Source organism: Saccharomonospora sp. NPDC046836, assembly GCF_040645195.1.
Taxonomy (GTDB): Bacteria; Actinomycetota; Actinomycetes; order Mycobacteriales; family Pseudonocardiaceae; genus Prauserella_A.
Window position 1 is genome coordinate 571643 of the sequence record NZ_JBEYXW010000001.1, and the last position, 22174, is coordinate 593816.

Sequence of the window (22174 nt, forward strand, 5' to 3'; positions counted from 1 at the left end):
GGACAGTCCTGTGTGGACGATGAGTTCGGGGTTACACGTCCAGGAAGCGAACGTCCTTGGCGTTACGGGTGATGAACGAGCGGCGTGCCTCCACGTCCTCGCCCATCAACACGGAGAACAGCTCATCGGCGGTGGCGGCGTCGTCGAGCGTGACCTGCAGCAGCACGCGGTTGGCCGGGTCCATCGTGGTCTCCCACAGCTCCGCGGCGTTCATCTCGCCGAGACCCTTGTACCGCTGGATGCCGTCTTCCTTCGGCAGCTTCCTGCCCGCCGCGGCGCCGGCCTCCAGCAGGCCGTCCCGCTCCTTGTCGGAATAGGCGTACTCCGGCTCCGACCGCGGCCACTTGATCTTGTAGAGCGGAGGCTGTGCGATGTAGACGTAACCCTGCTCCACCAGCGGTCGCATGAACCGGAACAGCAGCGTCAGCAGGAGGGTGCGGATGTGCTGACCATCCACATCGGCGTCCGCCATCAGCACGATCTTGTGGTAACGGAGCTTGGAGATGTCGAAGTCGTCGTGGATACCGGTGCCCAGCGCCGTGATCAGCGACTGCACCTCGTTGTTCTTGAGCACCCGGTCGATCCGGGCCTTCTCCACATTGATGATCTTGCCGCGAATCGGCAGGATGGCCTGGAACCGCGAGTCCCGGCCCTCCTTGGCAGAGCCACCCGCCGAGTCACCCTCGACGATGTAGAGCTCGCACTCCTCCGGGTTGGTCGACCGGCAGTCCTTGAGCTTGCCCGGCAGGCCGCCGATGTCCATCGCGCCCTTGCGGCGCACCAGGTCGCGGGCCCGGCGGGCGGCCATCCGCGCCTGCGCGCTGGACACCGCCTTGTTGATGACGACCTTCGCTTCGGACGGGTTGCGCTCGAACCAGTCGGCCAGCCACTCGTTGCACGTCGTCTGCACGAACGACTTCGCCTCGCTGTTGCCGAGCTTGGTCTTCGTCTGCCCTTCGAACTGCGGCTCGGCAAGCTTGATCGAGACGATCGCGGCGAGCCCCTCCCGGACATCGTCGCCGGTGAGGTTGGCGTCCTTCTCCTTCAGCAGCTTCTTGTCCCGGGCGTAGGCGTTGACCACCCGGGTCAGCGCGGCGCGGAAACCCTCCTCGTGGGTGCCGCCCTCGTGGGTGTTGATCGTGTTGGCGAAGGTGTACACCGATGGTGTGAAGCCGTTGTTCCACTGCATCGCGACCTCGACCTCGAGGCCGTCGCCCTTCGCGTCGAACGAGATCACCGAGGGGTGGATCGGGTCCTTGCTGCCGTTGATGTACTTGACGAAGTCCTCGAGCCCACCCGGGTAGTGGTAGGTGCGCTCCTTGATCTGCGCGCGCTCGCCGGTGGCGTCCTCGCCGTTCTCCTCGTTGACCCGCTCGTCGCGCAGGACGATCGTGAGGCCCTTGTTGAGGAAGGCCATCTCCTGCAGGCGGCGGGCGACGGTCTCGGCGCTGTAGTACGTGGTCTCGAAGATGTCCGGATCGGCCCAGAACGTGACGCTCGTGCCGGTGCGGTCGGTGGCGCCCTTCTCGATCAGCTCGCCCGGTTCCGACCTGTCGTAATGCTGCGCCCAGATCTTGCCGTCGCGGTGGATCTCGACGTCGAGTGCCGTGGACAACGCGTTGACCACGGAGACACCGACACCATGCAGGCCACCGGAGACCGCGTAGGACTCGCTGTCGAACTTGCCGCCCGCATGCAGCACGGTGAGCACGACCTCGACGGTTGGTCGCTGCTCCTTCGGGTGAATGTCGACCGGGATGCCGCGACCGTCGTCGATGACACGCACGCCACCATCGGCAAGCAGGGTGACGTCGACCCGGGTGGCGTAACCCGCCATGGCCTCGTCGACGGAGTTGTCGACGACTTCCTGGATCAGATGGTGCAAACCCCGTTCGCCGGTGGACCCGATGTACATGCCGGGGCGCTTACGAACGGCTTCGAGGCCCTCGAGCACGGTAATGGAGGACGCGCTGTATTCACTCTTGTTCTCTGCCACCGGCTGGTTTCTCCTCGTCTCACCCAACGCACACGCGAGGCGTGCCTGTTGTCGGGCACACCAGTTGACACTCGCCCGGTATCAATCCGGCTTACGCTTGCAAGTTTACTTGGCCAACTGTGCTCACATGCACCAAGGACACCCCTGATTTCGTCACAGAGCGCCGAACTCGAGGTCGCACGGGTGGCGTCGTGGTCAACCGGCATGTCGCGCCGTATCGGAGCGTCGAGCGCCTAGCCGTAAGTGTCGCGTGGCCCCCGGCCGGATACATGGCGCGGACCTTTCCGCCAGCTCGGCGCCGCCGGGCCCTGAATCCGCATCCGGGTAACGACACCGTTTCCCACCCCCGCTGCAATCTTCGCCAGCAGTTGACGTTGCAGCAACCGCAGCTGCGTCGCCCAGGCGGTGGAGCTGGCCCGGACGGTCAGCTCACCATCCTTGAGCGCGACCGGCTGCGCGTGCTCGGCCACCTCCTCGCCGACCAGCCGCGTCCACTGGCCGAACACCTGACCGTTGGCGAGCCGGCCACTCCAGCCCAGCTGCGTCGCCATCCGGGAGGCGAGCCGGCCGAGCGGCTGCGGGTCCCGCTCGTCCATTCCCGGACCCGACCAGCGACGGCGACGCGGGTTCTGCCCACGGGGCAGCGGAGGCTTACCGGGTTTGCGGACCCCAGGCTCGTGCCCGCGCGTGGCCGCACGTTCCCTGGCTGCCCGCAGGGTGGCGTGGGCGAGGTCCCGGCCTTGTGGACGGTCCTGCCCCCCGGCCTCAATCGGCCCAAGGCCGCTGTTACGCTCGGTGGCAGCTTGGGGGGAATCACTCGTGGGAGCGCCCACCTCAGGGCTATCGGCTGACTCGTTCGGCCTCACAGTCACACGCGGCGATAGCAAATTCGCCGTGTTATCCACACTATCCACAGACTTATCCCCAGATCGGTGGGTAAACCCTGTGGCCCCGGTCACGCCGCGTCGCTGTGCCGGGTCCGCACCGCGTTGATCAGGCACGTGTCACCTCACCCTCCGAAACCGCGAACCGCACCCCGTCCAGTTCGGTGGGGACGTCTTCTTCCACAGCCGCCGTGACGATCACCTGCCCGGCACTCGCCGCGACCTCCGCCAGACGCGCCCTGCGCCGACGATCGAGCTCGGCGAAAACGTCGTCCAGCAACAGCACCGGCTCACCACCCGTCTCGCCGCGCAACAGCTCATAGGACCCGAGCCGCAGCGCCAGCGCGAACGACCACGACTCGCCGTGACTCGCGTACCCCTTGGCCGGCGCATCGCCGAGCACGAGGTCCAGTTCGTCCCTGTGGGGTCCGACCAGGCTTACCCCACGTTCCAGCTCGGCCGCGCGTGACGCGCCGAGCGCTTCCAGCAGGATGCCGGCGAGCTTCTCCGGATCCGCCCGCTCGCCGTCGGGCACGCCGTAGTCCGCGGGCAGCGCGGCACCGAGGCTCGAGCGGTACCCGATCTTGGCCACCGGCCGCGACTCCGGCGCCACCCCCGCATACGCCGCCGAGGTCAGCGGTCCTAGATCGGCGACCAGGTTCAGCCTCGCGGCAAGCAGCTGCGCACCAGCCGTGGCCAGGTGGTTGTCCCATACCTCCAAGGTGGACAGCGCGTACGGATCCTCGCCGCGTCGCTTGCCAGCAGTCTTCAGCAGGGCGTTGCGCTGCTTGAGCACCTTCTCGTAGTCACTGCGCACACCGGCGTAACGCGGTGCGCGCTGCACCAGCAGCTCGTCGAGGAACCGGCGGCGCTCGCCGGGGTCACCCCGCACGAGCGCGAGATCCTCCGGCGCGAACAGCACCGTACGCAGGATCCCGAGGACATCCCGCGGCCTGCCGACGGCGCCACGGTTGACCCGCGCGCGGTTGGCACGGCCGGGAGCGATCTCCAGCTCGATGGTCAGCTCGCGGCCCTCGTTGACAACGGCGACCCGCACCAGCGCGCGCTCGCACCCGTGCCGGACGAGTGGTGCGTCGGTCGCGACACGATGCGAACCCAGCGTTGCCACGTAACCGATCGCCTCGACGAGGTTCGTCTTGCCGCGACCGTTCTGCCCGACCAGGACGGTCGGGCCGGGTTCCAGGGGCAGGTCGACGTGCTCCCACGAGCGGAAGTCGGTCACCTGTAGGTGACGGAGGTACACGTCGCGCCGTACCTATTCGCCGACCTTCTTGACGGCGTGCCCGCCGAACTGGTTGCGCAGCGCCGCGACCGCACGCATGGCCGCGGAGTCCTCCTGGCGTGAGGCGAACCGCGCGAACAACGCCGCCGAGATCACCGGCGCAGGCACCGCGTGGTTGATCGCCTCCTCCAGAGTCCACCGGCCCTCGCCGGAATCCTCGACATAGCCCTCGAGATCGTCGAGCTCCGGGTCCTCGTCGAGCGCGCGCACCAGTAGATCGAGCAGCCACGACCGCACCACGGTGCCGCGCTGCCACCCCTTGATCACAGCGGGGACGTCGTCGACGATCTTCGCCGCCTCGAGCAGCTCGAAGCCTTCGGCATAGGCCTGCATCAAGCCGTACTCGATACCGTTGTGGATCATCTTCGCGTAGTGGCCGGCCCCGGCCGAGCCCGCGTGCGAGAAGCCCTCCTCGCGCGGCCCTTCCGGGCGCAACGCGTCGAAGATCGGCATCGCACGTTCGACGAGCGCCGCGTCGCCGCCGACCATCAGGCCGTAGCCGTTGTCCTTGCCCCACACGCCGCCGGAGACGCCGGCGTCGAGGTAACCGATCCCCTTCGTCGCAAGCAGATCGGCGTTCTTCTTGTCGTCGGTGAACCGCGAGTTGCCGCCGTCGATCAGCAGGTCGCCCTCGCTGAGCAGGTCACCGAGCTCGGCGACTGTCTGCCGGGTCGGCTCGCCCGCAGGCACCATGACCCAGACGATGCGCGGGGCCGCCAGCGCCGACGCCAGCTCCGCAAGCGATCCGCAGTCGGTGACCGCGGAGTTGCGGTCGTAGCCGACGACCTCGTGCCCGGCGGCCCGCAGCCGCTCGCGCATGTTGAAACCCATCTTGCCGAGGCCGACAAGTCCAAGCTGAACCATCGGAATGTCCCCTTGTCTCGCGTGTCGTACTCAGCCGGGAAGCCGCACGGGCATCAGCAGGTACAGGTAACCGGCGACGACCTCACCGTTCTCGTCGGCCGGCTTGATCAACGCCGGACGGTTCGGTGTGGTGAACGTCAGTTCCGCCCGCTCGACGTGCAGTGCACCCAGCCCGTCCACGAGGTAGCCCGGGTTGAACGCGATGGTCACCGGCTCGCCCTCGTAGTCGACCGGCAGTTCTTCCTCGGCGCTGCCCTCGTCATCGCCACCGGCGGACAGGCGCAGCGTGCCTTCGGAGAACTCCAGCCGTACCTGGGTGCCCCGCTCGGCGACCAGCGACACACGCTTGATTGCCTCGGTCAGCGCCGAGACGTGCAGCACGGCGCGCGAGGTGTGCTGCGCCGGAAGCAGCTGCCGGTACGGCGGGAACTCCGCGTCGAGCAGGCGGGTCGTCGTGTAACGGCCGGAACCCGCCAGCCCCAGTAGCCCGTCGCCACTGGCGAGACCGATCTGCACGGTCGAGCCGCCCGCGCCGAGCGACTTGGCGGCATCGGCGAGTGTGCGAGCGGGCACCAGCACCGCGGCGTCGGCGAGGCCCTCGGCAGGCGACCAGCTGAACTCGCGCATCGCGAGGCGGAACCGGTCGGTGGCGACGAGGGTGAGCGTGCTGCCGGATATCTCCAGCCGCATGCCGGTGAGCATCGGCAGCGTGTCGTCCTTGCCCGCAGCCACCGCGACCTGCGCGACGGCTTGCGCGAACGCTTCGCCGGTCACCTCACCGGCGAGACTCGGCTGTGCCGGTAGCTGCGGATAGTCCTCGACCGGCATCGTCGGCAGGCTGAAGCGAGCGTTACCGCAGGTGATCGACGCGCGCGCACCGTCGACGGAGATCTCGACCGGCTGGGCAGGCAGCGCCTTGGTGATGTCGGCCAGCAACCTGCCGGAGACGAGCGTGCGTCCCCCGTCGGCGATGGTGGCCGGGACGCCGACGGTGGCCGAGACTTCGTAGTCGAAACCAGACACGGTCAGCGCGTCGGAGCCGCCATCGGCACCGGCGTCGAGCAGCACACCGCCCAGTACGGGAACCGGCGGCCTGGCGGGAAGGCTTCGTGCGACCCAGGCGACGGCGTCAGCGAGCCCATCACGCTCGACGCGGATTTTCATGGCGCCCATCCTTTCGACGGCCGAGCCGGTTCGGCTCGAAAGACGACAAACCACCCCGGCAACGCCCCCAATGGGCAGGGGCGAGGCGAGGTCATGGCTGTGTGGGTTCGTTCGGTTGCGGTGCGTCGCACGCTGACGACACCGGCCACCGAGCGGACCGGGTGTGGCTTTCCACGTTAGAGCGTCGGCGGTGGTGCCGTCATCTCGACCCTGGCGTGGGTCCGAGCGACTTGTCCCCAACTTCGCAGCTCGCTTGTTTTTGTTCTGTTCTTCTTCGAGAAGAGTTTGTTCAGTCGTAGTAGTAAGGGCTGTGGGTTGTGTGGACAGCCGTCGTCAGCGCAGGTCCGACGGCGCGCCGTGGTGTGGACAGGTGTGGTGGTAGCTCGGTGGAGAACTCGGTGCCATCGGTGGAGAGTTTTGGCCGTCCTCAACTACTCCACAGTTGTCCCCACCTTTCCACAGCTTTGTCCCCAGCTGTGGGTGGAGCTGTACCCAGGCAGTGCACGGGCAATGCACGTCCGAAACGTGACCCGGATCGCCCTCGTGAGTGAAGAAACCCAGGTCTCAGAACGGTTTTCCGGCCTCGTGCGCACACGAAGAAGCGCGCTCACGCCGGTGTTGCGGGAGAGCGCGGGCAGCACAATGTCGCCGTGGCAACGAGGTGTGCCCGGCGTCTGACCGAACTGGACACTCTGTAAGAGGGCGCGCGGAACCCGCTGTACAGCAGGAAAGAGTGGTGACCGCTACGGCGGTCACTGACCGAATCGGACGGTGTGTGGGACCTGTTACGAGCGAGCGCTACTGACGCGCGCGCTGCTTGATTCGCGAGGTGAGTTCCTGCACCTGGTCGTAGATGCGGCGCCGCTCGGCCATTTCCTTGCGAATCTTCTTGTCCGCGTGCATGACGGTGGTGTGGTCACGACCACCGAAGGTCTGGCCGATGCGCGGCAACGACATGTCGGTGAGCTCACGGCAGAGGTACATCGCGATCTGCCGCGCTGTCGCCAGCGCCTTCGTCTTACCGGGACCGCACAGATCTTCCAGCGTCACATCGAAGAACTCCGCTGTGACACCCATGATCGTCGACGCGCTGATCTCCGGCGCCTGTGAGTCGGGGATCAGATCTCGCAGCACGATCTCGGCCAGGCCGACGTCCACCGGCTGCTGGTTGAGCGAAGCGAAAGCGGTGACCCGGATCAGCGCACCCTCGAGTTCGCGGATGTTGGCCTCGATGCGCGCCGCGATGAACTCGAGCACGTCGCCGGGAACCGCGAGCCGATCCTGTGCCGCCTTCTTGCGGAGGATGGCGATGCGGGTTTCCAGCTCGGGTGGCTGGATGTCGGTGATCAGGCCCCACTCGAAGCGAGTGCGCAGCCGGTCCTCCAGCGTCTCCAGCCGTTTCGGCGGACGGTCGGAGGACACGACGATCTGCTTGTTGGCGTTGTGCAACGTGTTGAAGGTGTGGAAGAACTCCTCCTGAGTTCCTTCCTTGCCCTCCAGGAACTGGATGTCGTCGACAAGCAGGATGTCGATGTCGCGATAGCGCCGCTGGAACGCGACCTTGCGGTCATCGCGCAGCGAGTTGATGAAGTCGTTCGTGAACTCTTCGGTCGAGACGTAGCGCACGCGCATGCCGGGGAACAGCCGCTGGGCGTAATGACCGACGGCATGCAGCAGGTGCGTCTTCCCCAGACCGGACTCGCCCCAGATGAACAGCGGGTTGTACGCCCGCGACGGCGCTTCGGCGACCGCGACGGCCGCGGCGTGGGCGAACCGGTTGGACGCGCCGATGACAAAGGTGTCGAAGGTGTACTTCTCGTTGAGCCGGGTCTTGGAGGTCTGCGGCTGCGCGGGCGCGGTGTAGGGCTGCCCGGCGAGCGGTTGGCCGGAGAAGGTGGGCCAGATCTCGTGCACGGCGGCGAGCGCCTCGCCTTCTTCGTCGACCTCTTCGTCGCCGTCGTCGAACTGGTCCGCGAGCGGCTTCTGGCGCGGGGGCGGTGGCACGACACGGTCGACACTCTCGGCGCGGCTGTGTCGTACGGCGGTGGGCATGGTGATCGTGTCGTCGGAGTGCGGCAGCGGCGGTCCGTCCGGCCGGGGACTGTTACCGACATCTCTCCGCGCGGGTGAGCTGACGTATCGGGGAGGTGTGGCCGGGGTGGGAGCACTGTCGGCGGCGTCGACCTTCACGGCGAGTGAGACGGCGCGGCCGAGCCGACGGGACAGGGCCGCGGTGATCGGTTCGCGGAGCGCGCGCTCGATCGCCTCCTTGGCGAAGTCGCTCGGCGCGGCGAGCAGCGCGGTGCCATCGAGTAGACCGATCGGCCGGGTGACCCGCATCCACGCTCGCTGTTGGGGGGACAGTGTGCCGTCCGAAAGTTCTCTGACGACCTGTTCCCAGACGACAGCCAGGTTCAGCTGGTGCTCAGACACCCTGCTCCGCTCCCCTCCCCTCGACCCTCGGCCTGCCTGAACATCCGGCGGCGCTGCATAGCAGGTCGGCGTGGCCACCCGCGCAGCAGGTATCCACAAAGTTGTCCACAACTGTGTATCAATGTACGGCGACCCGCGGGTACGCGGCGCCGCAGGATCAAAGTACGCCTGCCGAAGTCTCCCAACCCTCCGGCGGCGTGATCGCACCCCTCGTTGGTCATGTTGAGAAGGGGCACGCTAACAAGCCCGGCTACTTGCCACAAGACATCCTTCAGGTCAAGCATTCCATGATGTACGGCGCGTGGCCATTCAGCGATCCTGCGTACTGTTGATCAATAGTCACGGGTGCGGGCACGCGCTACTCGAGGGGCCGGTTTCGGTGTCACCGGACCGGGTGCGTAACCTTGCAGGGTCTGCCGCTGACAGCGGGCCTGTTTTGCTTGCCCACCTTCCCAAGGCGAAGGCGAGGGCGCGCACCTGTGTCGGCCGAGGACACGACGAAGCGACGTTGAGACCAGGAGAACAACAGCTGTGAGCAAGGGCAAGCGCACCTTCCAGCCGAACAACCGCCGACGCTCGCGGACCCACGGGTTCCGGCTGCGCATGCGTACTCGGGCAGGCCGTGCCATTATGGCGGCTCGCCGGCGCAAGGGCCGTCAGCGGCTTTCCGCCTGATTCCGCCGAGCTGCGAGGCTTGGCGTGCTTCCGGCCAACGCTCGCTTGCGGCGGAGTGAGGAGTTTCGTGCCGTCATGCGCGGCGGCGCCCGAGTGGGGCGTCGCCGCCTTGTGCTGCACGCGCTCGCCCGATGCGGCGAGCACACTAAGGCAGGGTTGGTCGTGAGTAAGGCCGTCGGCAATTCCGTGGTGCGGCACCGCGTGAGCAGGCGCCTGCGGCACCTGGTCGCCGCACGTCTCGGAACCCTGCCGCCCGGTAGCGCGTTGGTAATTCGAGCCTTACCCGCCGCGGCCACCGCGACCAGTGCGGAGCTCGGCGCGGATCTCGACGCGGCGCTGCGGCGGTTGAGTCTCGCGCCGTCCCTTCGCCACGACAATGGACCAGCGGTGTGAGTACAGAGCATGTGGCCGGCACTGAGGCGGCCGAACCCCAGGAGCCCGCGACCCGCACGCGGCCGACGCCGGTGGCCTGGGTCCTTCTGCTGCCGATTCGGTTCTACCGGAAGGCCATTTCCCCGTTTCTTCCCCCGATGTGCCGGTTCTACCCGAGCTGCAGCACGTACGCGGCCGAGGCGCTGATGCGGCACGGCGCCGCACGCGGTTCCTACCTCGCGATACGCCGGTTGCTGCGGTGCGGCCCATGGACCCCGCCGGGACGAGACCCCGTGCCGGAGAAGTTCAGCTTCCGGCACCAAAGCCCTGGTATGTCTACCGAGGAGTAGCTCAGTGCTCGATTTTATCTACTACCCTGTGTCGTTCATCTTGTGGTGTTGGCACCAGGTCTTCGGGTTCATCTTCGGCCCAGACAATGCCATCGCCTGGATCCTGGGCATCATCTTCCTGACCTTCACGGTCCGCGGCATCATGTTCAAGCCGTTCGTGAACCAGGTCCGGTCGATGAAGAAGATGCAGGACTTCGCGCCGGAGATCAAGAAGCTCCAGAAGAAGTACGCGAACGACCGGCAGCGGCAAGCGGCGGAGATGCAGAAGCTCCAACGCGAGCACGGGGTCAATCCGCTCGGCAGCTGCCTTCCGATGCTGCTTCAGATCCCGGTGTTCATCGGCCTCAACCACGTGCTGCGAATGTTCGCGCCGGGCAGGGAGAGCAACTACTTCTTCGACGCCGAGGGCGTGCGGTCCTACGTCGACGCGAAGATCTTCGGCGTCAACCTCGGTGACGCCATCAACCACGTGTCGGCGCTCGGTGGCGGCGCCGCGGCGGCGGAGCCCGGCTGGCACTGGTACGTCGCACCGGTCGCGATCCCGCTGATGATCGTCGCCAGTGTCGCCACACACTTCACGGCCCGGCACTCGGTGGCGAGGCAGAACCCGGAGTCGGCGACGGCGCAGACCGCGATGATGAACCGGCTGACCCTGTGGATCTTCCCGGCGGGTGTGCTGATCTTCGGTGCGTTCTTCCCGATCGGTCTGTTGATCTACTGGCTCGCGAACAACATGTGGACGCTGGGCCAGCAGCGTTTCGTGTACACCAGGATTGACCAGGAAGAAGAGGCGAAGAAGGCCGAGGCCAAGGAGAAGCGGAACAGCTTGGCCCCGAAGCCGGGCCAGAAACCTCAGGTCGGGCAAAAGCCCCAGGTCGGTCAGAAGCCGAAGCCACAGGAGAAGAAGCCTGCGAGCGCGCAGGGCAAGAGCGACACCAGTTCGGCCTCCCCTACCGAAGCGAAGGATGGCGGGGCCGCCAAGAACGGCAAGTCCCCGAAGGGTGGCAGCAGCGCCCGCGGTGGCGCCTGGGCGAAGAACGGCGGGAACCAACAGCGACCCGCCACCCAGAGCAAGAAGACGCAGGGACGCAAGCGACGCTGACGCCACGGGGCTGGAGAGGAGAAAGACATGTCGGAGACAGCCGAGGTGATCGGCACCGAAGAGGACAAGCCGGTTCCCGCGCCCACGGACGACGCCGGCGAGACAGCGGAGAATGATGACGACCTGCTGGTGCAGGAAGGTGACATCGCTGGCGACTATCTGGAGCGCTTGCTCGACATCCTTGACTTTGATGGAGACATCGATCTCGACGTCGAGGCCGGCCGCGCGATTGTGAGCATTGACGGTGGCGAAGACCTGGACAAGCTCGTCGGCCCACGAGGCACTGTCCTCGAGTCGCTGCAGGAGCTGACCCGGCTGGCCGTGCAGCAGGAGACCGGTGGCCGGAGCCGGCTGATGCTGGACATCGCCGGGTGGCGTGCGGGCCGGCGCGAGGAGTTGCGCGAGTTGGGTCGGACTACCGCGGAGTCAGTCGCATCGACTGGTGAACGGATCCGGCTTCAGCCAATGAGCCCGTTCGAGCGCAAGGTCGTCCACGACGCGGTCGCGACGGTCGACGGCGTCACGAGCGAGAGCGAGGGCGAGGAGCCGAAGCGACGCGTGGTGGTACTGCCCGCGTAGCGACAAGCTCAACACGAAGCGGCCCACCCATGGTTGGTGGGCCGCTTTTTTACTGCCTGCGTTTCACGTGAAACGCAGGCAGTGATTTTGATCTGCCGCGCGGGTTCACGGAGAGCTATCGGGGACAATCGACGGCAGCCGAGTTTCACGTGAAACGGCGACCTATGAGGAGTTGAATCAGTGGGCCTGGATGGATCGGAGTCCACCATCGCGCGAGACGCTGCGGTCGCCGTATTCGGTGACCGAGTCGAGCAAGCTGAACGGTTCGTGGAGCTACTGGCTCAGCACGGCGTCGAACGCGGGCTGATCGGCCCGCGAGAGGTCGACCGTCTATGGGATCGGCACATCCTGAACTCGGCGGTGATCGGTGAGCGCATCCCGGCCAGCGCACGTGTCGTGGATGTGGGCTCGGGCGCGGGGCTTCCCGGAGTGCCGCTCGCGATCAGTCGCCCGGATCTCGATATCGTGCTTCTCGAGCCGATGGCGCGTCGCGTCGAGTGGCTGTCGGAGGTGGTGGCCGAACTCGGGTTGCCCACCAAGGTCGTACGGGGACGTGCTGAAGAGAAAGCAGTACGGGAGCGGCTGGGCGTCGCCGACGTGGTGACGGCTAGGGCCGTTGCTCCCCTGGGCCGTCTCGCCACGTGGTGCCTTCCGCTTGTGCGTCGATCTGGGACGCTCGTGGCGCTCAAAGGTGCGAGCGCGGCGGAGGAGATCGAACGGGACCGCGACGACGTGCGGGCAGCGGGTGGCGGCGAGCCGCGGCTTGCTGAATGCGGTGTCGGGGTGCTGGAAACCCCGACGACCGTGGTAGTGATCGAACGCGTGGGGACACGCAAACCGGCACCCGGCCGGCGGCGTCCGGGGACGCGGTCGAGGTGAAAGGATTGGCCGAGCGAATGACGATCAGTACGGAGCGGCGAATGTTCCACGTGAAACGGTGTACCGGTGACCACGTGACAGTCGAAAGGGGTGGCGCGCGGTGACCCGGTCGCAGGAGACCAGCACGGGAAGCGGAATCGGCTGGACCCCGATCGCCGAGGAGGCCGAGCGGGCAGCCCGGGTGCTGCACCCCGACGCCAACTCGATGCCCCGTCCCACGCATCGCCGCGTGCTGACGGTCGCCAACCAGAAGGGCGGCGTCGGCAAGACCACGAGCACGGTCAACCTCGCTGCCGGGCTCGCGCTCCACGGTGTCAAGACGCTCGTCGTCGACCTGGATCCCCAGGGCAACGCGGGTACCGCGCTCGACGTCGATCACCGGTCAGGAACACCATCGGTCTATGAGCTCCTCATTGGTGAGGTGTCGCTGATCGAGGCAACGCAGGTGAGCGAGCAGTCCCCCAATCTCTTGTGCGTGCCCGCCACCATCGATCTCGCAGGTGCCGAGATCGAACTCGTCTCGATGGCCTCGCGGGAGTCACGGCTCAAGGAAGCCCTCTCCGCGGAAGCACTTGACCAGCTCGGCGTCGACTACGTCTTCATCGACTGCCCGCCCTCGCTCGGTTTGCTCACGGTGAATGCGATGGTGGCCGCGCACGAGGTGCTCATTCCTATCCAATGCGAGTACTACGCCCTTGAAGGGCTGGGGCAGCTGCTCAGCAACATCGAGCTGGTCCAGCAGCATCTGAATCCGGCACTGTCGGTGTCGACGATCCTGCTCACCATGTACGACGGCCGCACCAAGCTGGCCGACCAGGTGACGCAGGAGGTGCGCAAACACTTCGGCGACGTGGTTCTGAAGACCGTCATCCCGCGCAGTGTGAAGGTCTCCGAAGCGCCGGGATACGGGCAGACGGTTCTGGCCTACGACCCCGGTTCCCGGGGGGCGATGAGTTACTTGGATGCCGCACGAGAAGTGGCCGAGCGTGGAGCGACGAGGGGGCGGCGATGAGCGAGCGCAGAGGTGGACTTGGCCGCGGCCTGGCAGCGCTGATTCCGACTGGCCCGCCCAGCTCGGACGGCCCGGCGGCGGCTGAGGTGCGCACGCCTTCGCCGACCGAAGACGGTGACAAGGGCTGGTTCGCTGCCAACGGCGCGGTGAAGAGCTACAGCGGCGAGGTAGCCGGGGCCGTGTATCGCGAGGTCCCGGTCAACGCCATCCAGGCCAACCCGAAGCAGCCACGCCAGGTCTTCGACGAGGAGGCGTTGGCTGAGCTGGAGCACTCCATCCGCGAGTTCGGGCTGATGCAGCCCATCGTTGTCCGGCAGTTGCCCGGTGACGCGTACGAACTCGTCATGGGTGAGCGGCGACTGCGTGCCTCCCAGCAGGCTGGGCTGGAGCGGATTCCGGCGATCGTCCGGCAGACCGCCGACGAGGCGATGCTGCGTGACGCGCTGCTGGAGAACATCCACCGCGTTCAGCTGAACCCGCTGGAGGAAGCGGCGGCCTACCAACAGCTGCTCGAAGAGTTCGAGGTGACGCACGATGAGCTCGCCTCACGGATCGGGCGCAGCAGGCCCGCGATCACCAACACGATCCGGTTGCTCCGACTGCCCCTCCCCGTCCAGCGGCGGGTCGCCGCCGGTGTGCTGTCGGCAGGGCATGCTCGGGCGCTGCTCTCGCTCGAAGATCCCGACAGTCAGGAGGAGCTGGCCGCTCGGATCGTTGCCGAAGGTCTGTCGGTGCGAGCGACCGAGGAGGCCGTGACCCTCGCCAAGGGAGCGGTCAAGAAGAAGGAGAAGCCGCCGGCGCGCAAGCCCATTCAGGCGCCGGGGTTGCAGGACCTTGCCGAGCGGCTCTCCGACACGTTCGACACCCGCGTCAAGGTGGACCTCGGCCGACGCAAGGGCCGGATCGTGGTCGAGTTCGGATCGATCGACGACCTGGAGCGTATTGTGTCGATCATGGACCCAAATCGGTCAAATCAGGCATGAAAACGGATGACCCATCACACCAGGCCATTTCGTCACGGTGATGAATTCCCGAACGGGTGATTCAGCTGCCGCGCTGGATCGCTCGGGACACCAGATCGGCGAACACGGCTCCGAGTGACGTGCCGGCGGCTTCCATCGCCATCGGCACCGTGGATGTCTCGGTCAGCCCCGGAGAGAGGTTCACCTCGAGGAAGTGGACGGTGCCGTCCTTGGCCACGACGGCGTCGGTTCGCGAGATGTCGCGCAACCCCAGCAGCCGGTGGGCGCCGACAGCCAGTTTGCCGACCGCCTTCTCGATGTCGGGAGTGAGCCGAGCCGGCGAGAAGAAGTCGGTGAGGCCGGCGGTGTAGCGAGCCGTGTAGTCGTAGACGCCGCTTTCCGGGACGATCTCGACCGCGGGCAGCGCCTGCGGGCCGCCATCTCGCTCGACAACGGTGACGGCCACCTCGATGCCGTCGATGAACCGCTCCGCGAGCACCGTGTCGCCGTAGGCGAAGCACCCGACCATCGCGGTCGGTAACTCGGCGGCGTCACGAACGACCTGCGTACCGAGCGCGGACCCACCCTGGTCGGGCTTGAGGATCAACGGCAACCCGAGCCGTTCCACCATCGCGTCCAGTACTGCCTGGGCACCCAGCTCCCGGAACGTGCTGTGCGGCAGCACTACCCAGTCCGGCGTGGTGAAGGCGGCTTCCGCGACCAGTGCCTTGGCGATCGGCTTGTCCCAGGCCCTGCGGCAGCCACGCGAACTGGTGCCGACGAACGGAATGCCCAGCATCTCCAGCACGGTCTGTACCGAACCGTTCTCGCCCTCTCCCCCGTGCAGCGCGACGACGGCGGCATCAGGCCGTTCGTTCCGTAGCCGGGTGAGCAGGCTGGCGTCGGTGTCCCATTCGTCGACGGTCAGACCCTGGTCGCGCAAGGCGACGGACAGCCGCCGACCGGAGCGCAACGATACGTCCCTCTCGTGGGACAGACCACCGGCGAGCACGGCGACAGTACGATCGGCCACCCGGAAACTCCTAGTGTTGCAGGGAAAAGCGAGAGTGGATACTCAGGCCGTGTCCGGCCCGGGGAACTGCGGCCCCGAAATGGCGCGGGTCGTGACGTTACCGAACGTCCGCACAAGGTCCATTTCGGACGCGAGAACGCCGGCGAGGCGGCGAACGCCCTCGCGAATGCGCTCCGGCGTCGGGTAGCAATAGGACAGACGCATCTGTCTGCTGCCGAAACCATCGCCGTAGAAGCCGGTGCCCGAGGCGTAAGCCACCCGCGCGGTGACAGCACGCGGCAGCATGGCCTTGGTGTCCACGCCTTCCGGAACGGTTACCCACACATAAAAACCGCCGTCGGGGCGGGTCCAGGTGCAGCCGGCCGGCATGTGTTGCTCGAGCGCGGAAAGCATGGCGTCACGCCGTTCGCGGTAGTTCTCCCGGAAGGTCTTGACCTGCCCCTTCCAGTCGTGGGTCGCCAGGTAACGGGAAACCACCAGCTGGTTGAGGGTGGGCGGGCACAGCGTTGCCGATTCCGCTGCCAGCACCAGCTTTTCCCGTACAGCGTGCGGTGCGAGTACCCACCCGACGCGCAGCCCGGAGGCGAACGTCTTGGAGAACGACCCGAGATACACGACGTTGTCGGGATCGAGGGAGCGCAGCGCTGGATAGGTCTGCCCGTCGAAACCCAGCAGCCCGTACGGGTTGTCCTCGACGACGAGCACGTCATGCGCCGCGCAGATCTCCAGGATCTCGGCGCGTCGCTCGACGGCGAGCGTGACACCGGCGGGGTTGTGGAAATTCGGGATCGTGTAAAGGAACTTGACCCGCCTGCCCTGCTGCTTGGCGTGCGCGAGCGCCTCGCGAAGAGCTTCCGGCAAGAGGCCGTTGTCGTCCATCGCGACGTGCACGACCTGTGCCTGGTAGGCGGCGAACGAACCGAGCGCGCCCACATAGGACGGTCCCTCGGCGAGGACGATGTCGCCGGGATCGCAGAACAGCCGCGTCACCATGTCCAGGCCCATCTGGGAGCCAACGGTGACCACGACGTCGTCGGGATGCCCGGTGATGCCTTCCATCGCCATGATCTCGCAGATCTGCTCGCGCAGCGCCGGCACGCCGTGTGCGGAGCCGTACTGCAACGCGACCAGACCATCGTCGGCGATCAACTCGGCCATCTGGCTGGACAACGAGTCCAGTGGCAGCGCGGCGAGGTTGGGCATTCCCCCGGCCAGGGAGACGACCTCGGGGCGGCTCGCGACCGCGAACAACGCTCGGATCTCCGACGCCGTCATGCCGGCGGTGCGCGCGGCGTAACGGTGCAGGTGCGGATCGAGGTTGTGGCGGCCCGGCACGGACCCTGGTCTGTGCTCCGGTGGCTGGGAGGCAGTCATGGTGTACTTCCGTCTGCTTCGGAAACGCTCGGCAGTTGGTCCTTCTACCTGCGGGTAGATCTCAGGCGAGTGTAACGGCACGCGACCGCGGCCCTCCCGGGTTTCCGGCCGTCGTCACACCGGCCTATGCTGAAAGAGCTTTTTCAGTCGGCGCACGTTTCCGGGGGAGGTTTGGTGTCGCGGTCCGTCGTGGGCATCACGCTGGACAACCTGGAGCAGTTGCCGCTGCACTGCCGGCGATGCGTGTACTGGGAGCTCGCTCCGCACCTCAAGGAGCAGGCCGAGGAGTTCGGCGAGACCGAGGTCGAGAAGGAGGCCTGGGTTTCCGGCATCCTGCTCGAGTGGGGCTCGTGCGGGCGGATCATCTACAGCGGGAACATCCCGGTCGGTTTCGTGTTGTACGCGCCGCCGAGCGCGGTGCCGCGGTCTGACGCGTTCCCCACTTCCCCGCCCAGTCCCGACGCCGTGCTTCTGACGGCCTTCCATGTGGCGCCTGAGTTCCGCGGTGGCGGCCTGGGACGCGCGCTGATACAGGCGGTTGCCAAGGACCTCACGCGGCGCGGCGTACGGGCCATTGAGGCCTTCGGAGACGCCAAGCCGGACGCGGGACCCGATGGGCACGCTTGTGTGGTGCCTGCCGCCTTCCTGCAGCGTGTCGGTTTCAAGACCGTGCGCCCGCACCCGCTGTGGCCCCGGCTGCGCCTGGACCTGCGGTCGGCGAGCTCGTGGAAGGAAGACGTCGAGGCAGCGCTGGAGAAGCTGCTCGGCCAGGTCACCATCACGACCGCGGTACCGAGCACCACCCGTGTCTAGCGCGGTTGTCCACAGTTCTGTGCACAACTAGCCGAGTTATCCACACCCAGTGGTGGTCCCACCACCGTGAGCGGTCACTCCGCCTTGGCGAGCTCGTGAGCGAGTACGTCGGCGAAGGTGAACGTGCCGGTCGGCTGGTCGTTCTCGCCGAGTAGGTACAGCCGCTTGACGGCCACGAGGATGCCCTCCGCGACCACGTCGCGGAATGCCGGGTCGGACAGGCGGCGACGGTCCATGTCGTTGGACAGGTAGCCGATCTCGAGGCGCACCGCCGGGCACCGGGTGCGGGTGAAGATCTCCCACGTCTTCGGGTGCGTGCGGCAGTCGAGCAGGCCGGTACGTGCGGCCAGCTCACGCTGGATGTAGCCGGCGAGCAGCTCGCCGACCGTCGAGGTCGTGCCGTTGCCGGTGCCGAAGTGGAAGCTCGCCACACCCTGCGCGAACGGCGAGCCGTTGCCGTCGCAGTGCAGTGACAGGAACAGGTCCGCGCCGGCCTCGTTGGCGAACTCGGCGCGTTGCAGCTCGGAAGGGCTCTGGTCGGGCCCACGCGAGATGAGCGCCTCCATGCCGGTGGCCTTCATCCGGCCCTCGAGTCGGCGCGCCAGGTCCCACACGATGTCGACCTCGCGCACACCATCGACGACCACGCCGAGGTCGGAACCACCATGACCGGGGTCGATGACGATGCGCTTGCCGCGCAGGCGCGGTCCCGCCCTGCGGACCTGCTCCTGCTCGCGCAGGAACACCGGCCGGCCGCCACGCGCGCGCGGTGACAGCTGTCGCAACGCCCGCACGGTCGCCGAACCGCAGATGCCGTCCACGACGAGGCCGTAGTCACGCTGGAAGTTCCGCAGTGCGCGTTCGGTCTGTGGCCCGAAACCGCCGTCAGGGCGGCCCGCGTCGTAGCCGAGTTCGGTGAGCCGCTCCTGCAATGCGAACACATCGTCACCGTGCACAGGTGAGGAGATCAGGTACGCCAGCGGCCTGCTGCCGAGGTGGTAGCTCGAGCCCCGTAGCGCGCGATACGTCGCCGGGCCGACGATGCCATCGGTGATGAGACCCCGCCGCTGCTGGAAAGCGCGCACGGCGTGCTCGACCACGGTGTCGAATGCTGCATGGCCGCCGGTCCCGGCACCGGGAGGTAGCAGGTCCAGGCTCGCGAGCATGGACCTGATTTCGGCGACTTCCGGGCCAGCGTCGCCGCGGCGGAGTACCCGCATGCACTCCTCGCTCTTCCTTGGGCGCCAAATGCGCTCGGTGCTGTGCAGTGGCTGTGGGCCGGTCGGCCCGCGGCACCTATTGTGCCTTGCGGACTCTCCGTAACCGCGTAGGCCCACTCCGTACGTTATCCGGCCGATACGGGCCCGTAGACGCGAAAGCCCGGGAGTGCGACCACGGCGCACCCCCGGGCTGAAGCATCGGTCATCGACGTGATCAGAGCACGTCCGCGAGGTCCTGGAGCAGGGCGGACTTCGGCTTGGCGCCGACAATCTGCTTCACCGGCTTGCCGCCCTGGAACAGGATCAGCGTCGGGATCGACATGACCTGGTAGTCGCGGGCGGTCTGCGGGTTCGCGTCGACGTCCAGCTTGCCGATCTTGAGCTTGTCCTTGTGCTCGCTGGCGATCTCCTCGAGCACTGGGGCGACCATCTTGCACGGCCCGCACCACGTGGCCCAGAAGTCCACCAGTACCGGCGTGTCGCTGGCGAGCACGTCGTCGGCGAAGCTCGCGTCGGTCACCTTCACGGTGTCGGTCATCATTACTCCTGTCGTGTGTTGACCGGCTGGTCAGTTGACGCGGGTCGCGTAGCCGCCACCCACTAGTTCGGATGCCTCGTGTGCCTCGCCCACTCCGGCGTTCTCGGCAAGCCAGCGCTCCGCGTCGATGGCGGCGCTGCAGCCGCTGCCCGCGGCGGTGATCGCCTGCCGGTAGGTGTGGTCCACCAGGTCGCCTGCTGCGAACACGCCATCGAGGTTGGTGTAGGTGGTACGGCCCTTGGTGACCACGTAGCCTTCGTCGTCAAGGTCCACCTGGCCGCGCGCCAGCTGGCTACGCGGGTCGTGCCCGATGGCCACGAAGAACCCGGAAACGTCCAGCGTGGACTCCTCGCCGGTGACCGTGTCCTTGACCTTCAACCCGGACACCTTGCCCTCGCCGAGCACCTCGGTGACCTGGGCGTTCAGCTTCCAGCGGATCTTCTCGTTCGCCTGGGCCCGCTCCAGCATGATCTTGGAGGCCCGGAACTCCTCGCGGCGGTGCACGATGGTGACACTGCGCGCAAACTTGGTCAGGAAGGTCGCCTCCTCCATCGCCGAGTCACCACCGCCGACGACGGCGATGTCCTGGTCGCGGAAGAAGAATCCGTCACAGGTGGCACATGCCGACACGCCACGGCCCAGCAGCTCCTGCTCGCCCGGCACACCGAGGTAGCGAGCCGCCGCACCCATCGCCAGTACCACCGCGCGCGCCGCATAGCGTGTGCCGTTCGCGGTGACGTACTTCACCGGCCCGGTCAGCTCCAGCTGCTCGACGTCCTCGGCCCGCAGCTCGGCTCCGAAGACCTTGGCCTGCTCGCGCATCTCCTCCATGAGTTCGGGGCCCTGGATGCCCGACCGGAACCCGGGATAGTTCTCGACCTCGGTCGTGGTCATCAGTGCGCCGCCGTACTGCGTCCCCTCGAACACCAGCGGTTCCAGCTGGGCCCGTGCCGCATACACGGCCGCGGTGTACCCGGCGGGACCCGACCCCACGATGATCAGGTTCCGAACGTCCTCTGCAGCCACCCGTGACCTCCGCTTCGCCAACGCCTGACTACCAGGCTCAACACGATCGTAGGTGCGGGTGTTCCCGACGTGATGTTGGCCGCAACGAAAGGGGCCTGTCGCTTCCGCCTCACGGAAACGACAGGCCCTTGCGGAAAAGTCAGCCGCCGATCGTCCTGTTGACCAGTAGTCCGGGGTTGTCCGGGCCACAGTCCGCGGCAACCGCGACGAGCTGGTACTGCGCGAGCCGGCCCGTGGTGTAGAGGACGATCACGGCTTCCTGACCGTCGATCGTCGCCGGGCGGATGCCGATCGCCTTACGGTCGGGGTCGATGCCGTTCGCCTCGAGACAGGCGTCGAGCCGCTGCTCGTTGCCGAGCGGGCCGAAGTCACGGACGCCGTTGATCTCGCCGACCGCTCCGCCGAGGTTGCCGCTGCTCAGCGAGAGCGACGGAGCGCCGGCCGCTGGCGGGGCCGGCTGCGCGACACCGTCCGTCTGGTCGTTGGTGGTGTTCGGCACCGTGATCACGACTGCGGCGACCACAGCCGCCGCGGCTGCGAGGAAACCGGCCCCCCAGCCGATGGCCCGGTTCCGCCGCTTGCGTGCGGCCCCGATGCTCACGACGTTCGAGCCGCGCGCCTGCTGCTCCTGCGCCAGTGCCGCGTCGATCCTCGCCGCGACGTCGGCCGGCATGGGCTCGATCGGTGCGGACGCCAGGTTCGCGAGATCGGCACTCGTCGCGTCGAGTGCCTCGATGATCGCGCGTGCCTCCGGATCGGCGTTCACCCGCGGCCAGAGCTCGGCGGCTTCGCTTTCGCTAAGAACGCCGGCGTGCAGATCGGCGAGCACGTCGACAGACCACGGGGGGCCGACGGCCCCGCCGAACCCCCTGCTTTCGTCCGTCATCGTCCCTCCCCGGGTTTGCTTTCGTGAGTTGGGACGTCACCTTCAGGTTCAGGGTTCCGCAGATGTCCGAGAAGTTTCGCGAGCTTGCCGCGCCCCCGTGCACATCTGCTTTTCACTGTGCCCTCGGCGATGTTCAGCATCTTCGCGGTCTCGGCAACGGAGTAACCCTCGACGTCGACCAGCACGATCGGCACACGTTGTTCCTCGGGTAGCTGGTCGAGTGCCGCCTTGATGACCAGCCGGGTCTCGCGTTCGGCCATCGAGTCGCGGGGCACGGCCGGTTCGTTGTGGCCCTGCTCGGGCAGTGGCACGGTGGGCCTGGCCTGCCGCCTGCGGACCCGGTCGAGGCAGGCGTTGACGACGATCCGGTGCAGCCAGGTGGTGACCTGCGACTCGGCGCGGAAGTTCGCGGCGGCGCGGAACGCCGAGATGAATGCGTCCTGCAGAGCGTCCGCGGCCTCCTCGGGATCGCGGACGGTGCGCAGCGCGACTGCCCACATCCGATCTCGGTGCCGCCGCACTAATTCGTTGAACGCGTGTGGATCCCCTGCGGTATGTGCCGCTATGAGATCGGCATCAGTGGGCGCTGCTGCGGTCACCGGGAGAGACTACTAAGAGCGCGTCTGAGAACCATCGCGTACCGGCTGCGCGGTGCCCAGATGGCGCCTCGCCGCGTTGTCGTCGGTCACCATGACTCCGTCATGGCTCC

The 22174-nt window shown here is 67.1% G+C and carries 22 protein-coding genes; 9 read left to right on the forward strand and 13 right to left on the reverse strand.

Annotated features, from left to right (window positions below):
* Positions 1-31: 31 nt before the first annotated feature.
* The 6 genes from gyrB to dnaA all read right to left on the reverse strand — a co-directional run bounded on the left by gyrB (position 32) and on the right by dnaA (position 8644).
* Entirely contained in the window at positions 32-1996 is a 1965-nt protein-coding gene (gyrB, locus tag ABZ863_RS02890) for a DNA topoisomerase (ATP-hydrolyzing) subunit B (protein WP_358530258.1), read from the reverse strand.
* A 233-nt stretch (positions 1997-2229) separates the two neighbouring features.
* Entirely contained in the window at positions 2230-2766 is a 537-nt protein-coding gene (locus ABZ863_RS02895) for a DciA family protein (protein WP_358530516.1), read from the reverse strand.
* Positions 2767-2989: 223 nt separating this feature from the next.
* Complete coding sequence (gene recF / locus ABZ863_RS02900; protein ID WP_358530260.1) at positions 2990-4144, reverse strand: DNA replication/repair protein RecF; 1155 nt, start codon at positions 4142-4144, stop codon at positions 2990-2992.
* 12 nt (positions 4145-4156) lie between these two features.
* Positions 4157-5047, reverse strand: coding sequence for a phosphogluconate dehydrogenase (NAD(+)-dependent, decarboxylating) (gene gnd, locus ABZ863_RS02905; RefSeq protein WP_358530263.1), 891 nt, complete (start codon positions 5045-5047; stop codon positions 4157-4159).
* Positions 5048-5077: 30 nt separating this feature from the next.
* Positions 5078-6211 (reverse strand): DNA polymerase III subunit beta, encoded by a 1134-nt coding sequence (dnaN, locus tag ABZ863_RS02910; protein ID WP_358530265.1) that lies wholly within the window; start codon positions 6209-6211, stop codon positions 5078-5080.
* A gap of 798 nt (positions 6212-7009) precedes the next feature.
* Positions 7010-8644, reverse strand: coding sequence for a chromosomal replication initiator protein DnaA (gene dnaA / locus ABZ863_RS02915; protein ID WP_358530268.1), 1635 nt, complete (start codon positions 8642-8644; stop codon positions 7010-7012).
* Positions 8645-9175: 531 nt separating this feature from the next.
* Here dnaA and rpmH point away from each other — a divergent pair.
* From rpmH to ABZ863_RS02955, 8 genes are all read left to right on the forward strand, one after another.
* On the forward strand, positions 9176-9319 hold the full coding sequence (gene rpmH / locus ABZ863_RS02920) for a 50S ribosomal protein L34 (protein WP_358530271.1): 144 nt from the start codon (positions 9176-9178) through the stop codon (positions 9317-9319).
* Positions 9320-9343: 24 nt separating this feature from the next.
* Positions 9344-9712 carry a ribonuclease P protein component gene (rnpA, locus tag ABZ863_RS02925; RefSeq protein WP_358530274.1) on the forward strand — a complete coding sequence of 123 codons (369 nt, stop codon included), beginning with the start codon at positions 9344-9346 and terminating at the stop codon, positions 9710-9712.
* Positions 9713-9723: 11 nt separating this feature from the next.
* Positions 9724-10041, forward strand: coding sequence for a membrane protein insertion efficiency factor YidD (gene yidD / locus ABZ863_RS02930; protein WP_358530518.1), 318 nt, complete (start codon positions 9724-9726; stop codon positions 10039-10041).
* 4 nt (positions 10042-10045) lie between these two features.
* A complete protein-coding gene (gene yidC, locus ABZ863_RS02935; protein ID WP_358530277.1) occupies positions 10046-11143 on the forward strand; it encodes a membrane protein insertase YidC in 1098 nt (365 codons plus the stop codon).
* 27 nt (positions 11144-11170) lie between these two features.
* The gene (locus ABZ863_RS02940; protein WP_358530278.1) at positions 11171-11722 is read left to right on the forward strand and encodes a R3H domain-containing nucleic acid-binding protein; all 552 of its coding nucleotides are present in this window, start codon (positions 11171-11173) and stop codon (positions 11720-11722) included.
* A gap of 180 nt (positions 11723-11902) precedes the next feature.
* Positions 11903-12601, forward strand: coding sequence for a 16S rRNA (guanine(527)-N(7))-methyltransferase RsmG (rsmG, locus tag ABZ863_RS02945; protein ID WP_358530281.1), 699 nt, complete (start codon positions 11903-11905; stop codon positions 12599-12601).
* 100 nt (positions 12602-12701) lie between these two features.
* On the forward strand, positions 12702-13613 hold the full coding sequence (locus tag ABZ863_RS02950) for a ParA family protein (protein WP_358530283.1): 912 nt from the start codon (positions 12702-12704) through the stop codon (positions 13611-13613).
* On the forward strand, positions 13610-14596 hold the full coding sequence (locus ABZ863_RS02955) for a ParB/RepB/Spo0J family partition protein (protein ID WP_358530286.1): 987 nt from the start codon (positions 13610-13612) through the stop codon (positions 14594-14596). Before ABZ863_RS02950 ends, ABZ863_RS02955 begins: the two co-directional genes overlap by 4 nt.
* A gap of 61 nt (positions 14597-14657) precedes the next feature.
* Here ABZ863_RS02955 and ABZ863_RS02960 read toward each other — a convergent pair whose 3' ends face one another.
* A complete protein-coding gene (locus ABZ863_RS02960; RefSeq protein WP_358530289.1) occupies positions 14658-15608 on the reverse strand; it encodes a D-alanine--D-alanine ligase in 951 nt (316 codons plus the stop codon).
* Positions 15609-15650: 42 nt separating this feature from the next.
* Positions 15651-16982, reverse strand: a complete 1332-nt coding sequence (locus ABZ863_RS02965) for a PLP-dependent aminotransferase family protein (RefSeq protein WP_358530292.1) — start codon at positions 16980-16982, stop codon at positions 15651-15653.
* 174 nt (positions 16983-17156) lie between these two features.
* On the opposite strand from ABZ863_RS02965, the gene ABZ863_RS02970 reads away from it, so the two are divergent.
* The gene (locus ABZ863_RS02970) at positions 17157-17795 is read left to right on the forward strand and encodes a GNAT family N-acetyltransferase (protein ID WP_358530294.1); all 639 of its coding nucleotides are present in this window, start codon (positions 17157-17159) and stop codon (positions 17793-17795) included.
* Between the two features lie 74 nt (positions 17796-17869).
* Here the strand turns inward: ABZ863_RS02970 and ABZ863_RS02975 are convergent, their stop codons facing one another.
* The 5 genes from ABZ863_RS02975 to sigM form a co-directional block, all read right to left on the reverse strand.
* A complete protein-coding gene (locus tag ABZ863_RS02975; RefSeq protein WP_358530297.1) occupies positions 17870-19015 on the reverse strand; it encodes an N-acetylmuramoyl-L-alanine amidase in 1146 nt (381 codons plus the stop codon).
* Between the two features lie 214 nt (positions 19016-19229).
* Complete coding sequence (gene trxA / locus ABZ863_RS02980; protein WP_358530300.1) at positions 19230-19553, reverse strand: thioredoxin; 324 nt, start codon at positions 19551-19553, stop codon at positions 19230-19232.
* Positions 19554-19583: 30 nt separating this feature from the next.
* Positions 19584-20579, reverse strand: a complete 996-nt coding sequence (gene trxB, locus ABZ863_RS02985) for a thioredoxin-disulfide reductase (protein WP_358530303.1) — start codon at positions 20577-20579, stop codon at positions 19584-19586.
* Between the two features lie 139 nt (positions 20580-20718).
* The gene (locus ABZ863_RS02990; RefSeq protein WP_358530306.1) at positions 20719-21465 is read right to left on the reverse strand and encodes a hypothetical protein; all 747 of its coding nucleotides are present in this window, start codon (positions 21463-21465) and stop codon (positions 20719-20721) included.
* Positions 21462-22064: an RNA polymerase sigma factor SigM gene (gene sigM / locus ABZ863_RS02995; RefSeq protein WP_358530309.1), complete on the reverse strand. Its 603-nt coding sequence runs from the start codon at positions 22062-22064 to the stop codon at positions 21462-21464. Before sigM ends, ABZ863_RS02990 begins: the two co-directional genes overlap by 4 nt.
* Positions 22065-22174: the final 110 nt, after the last annotated feature.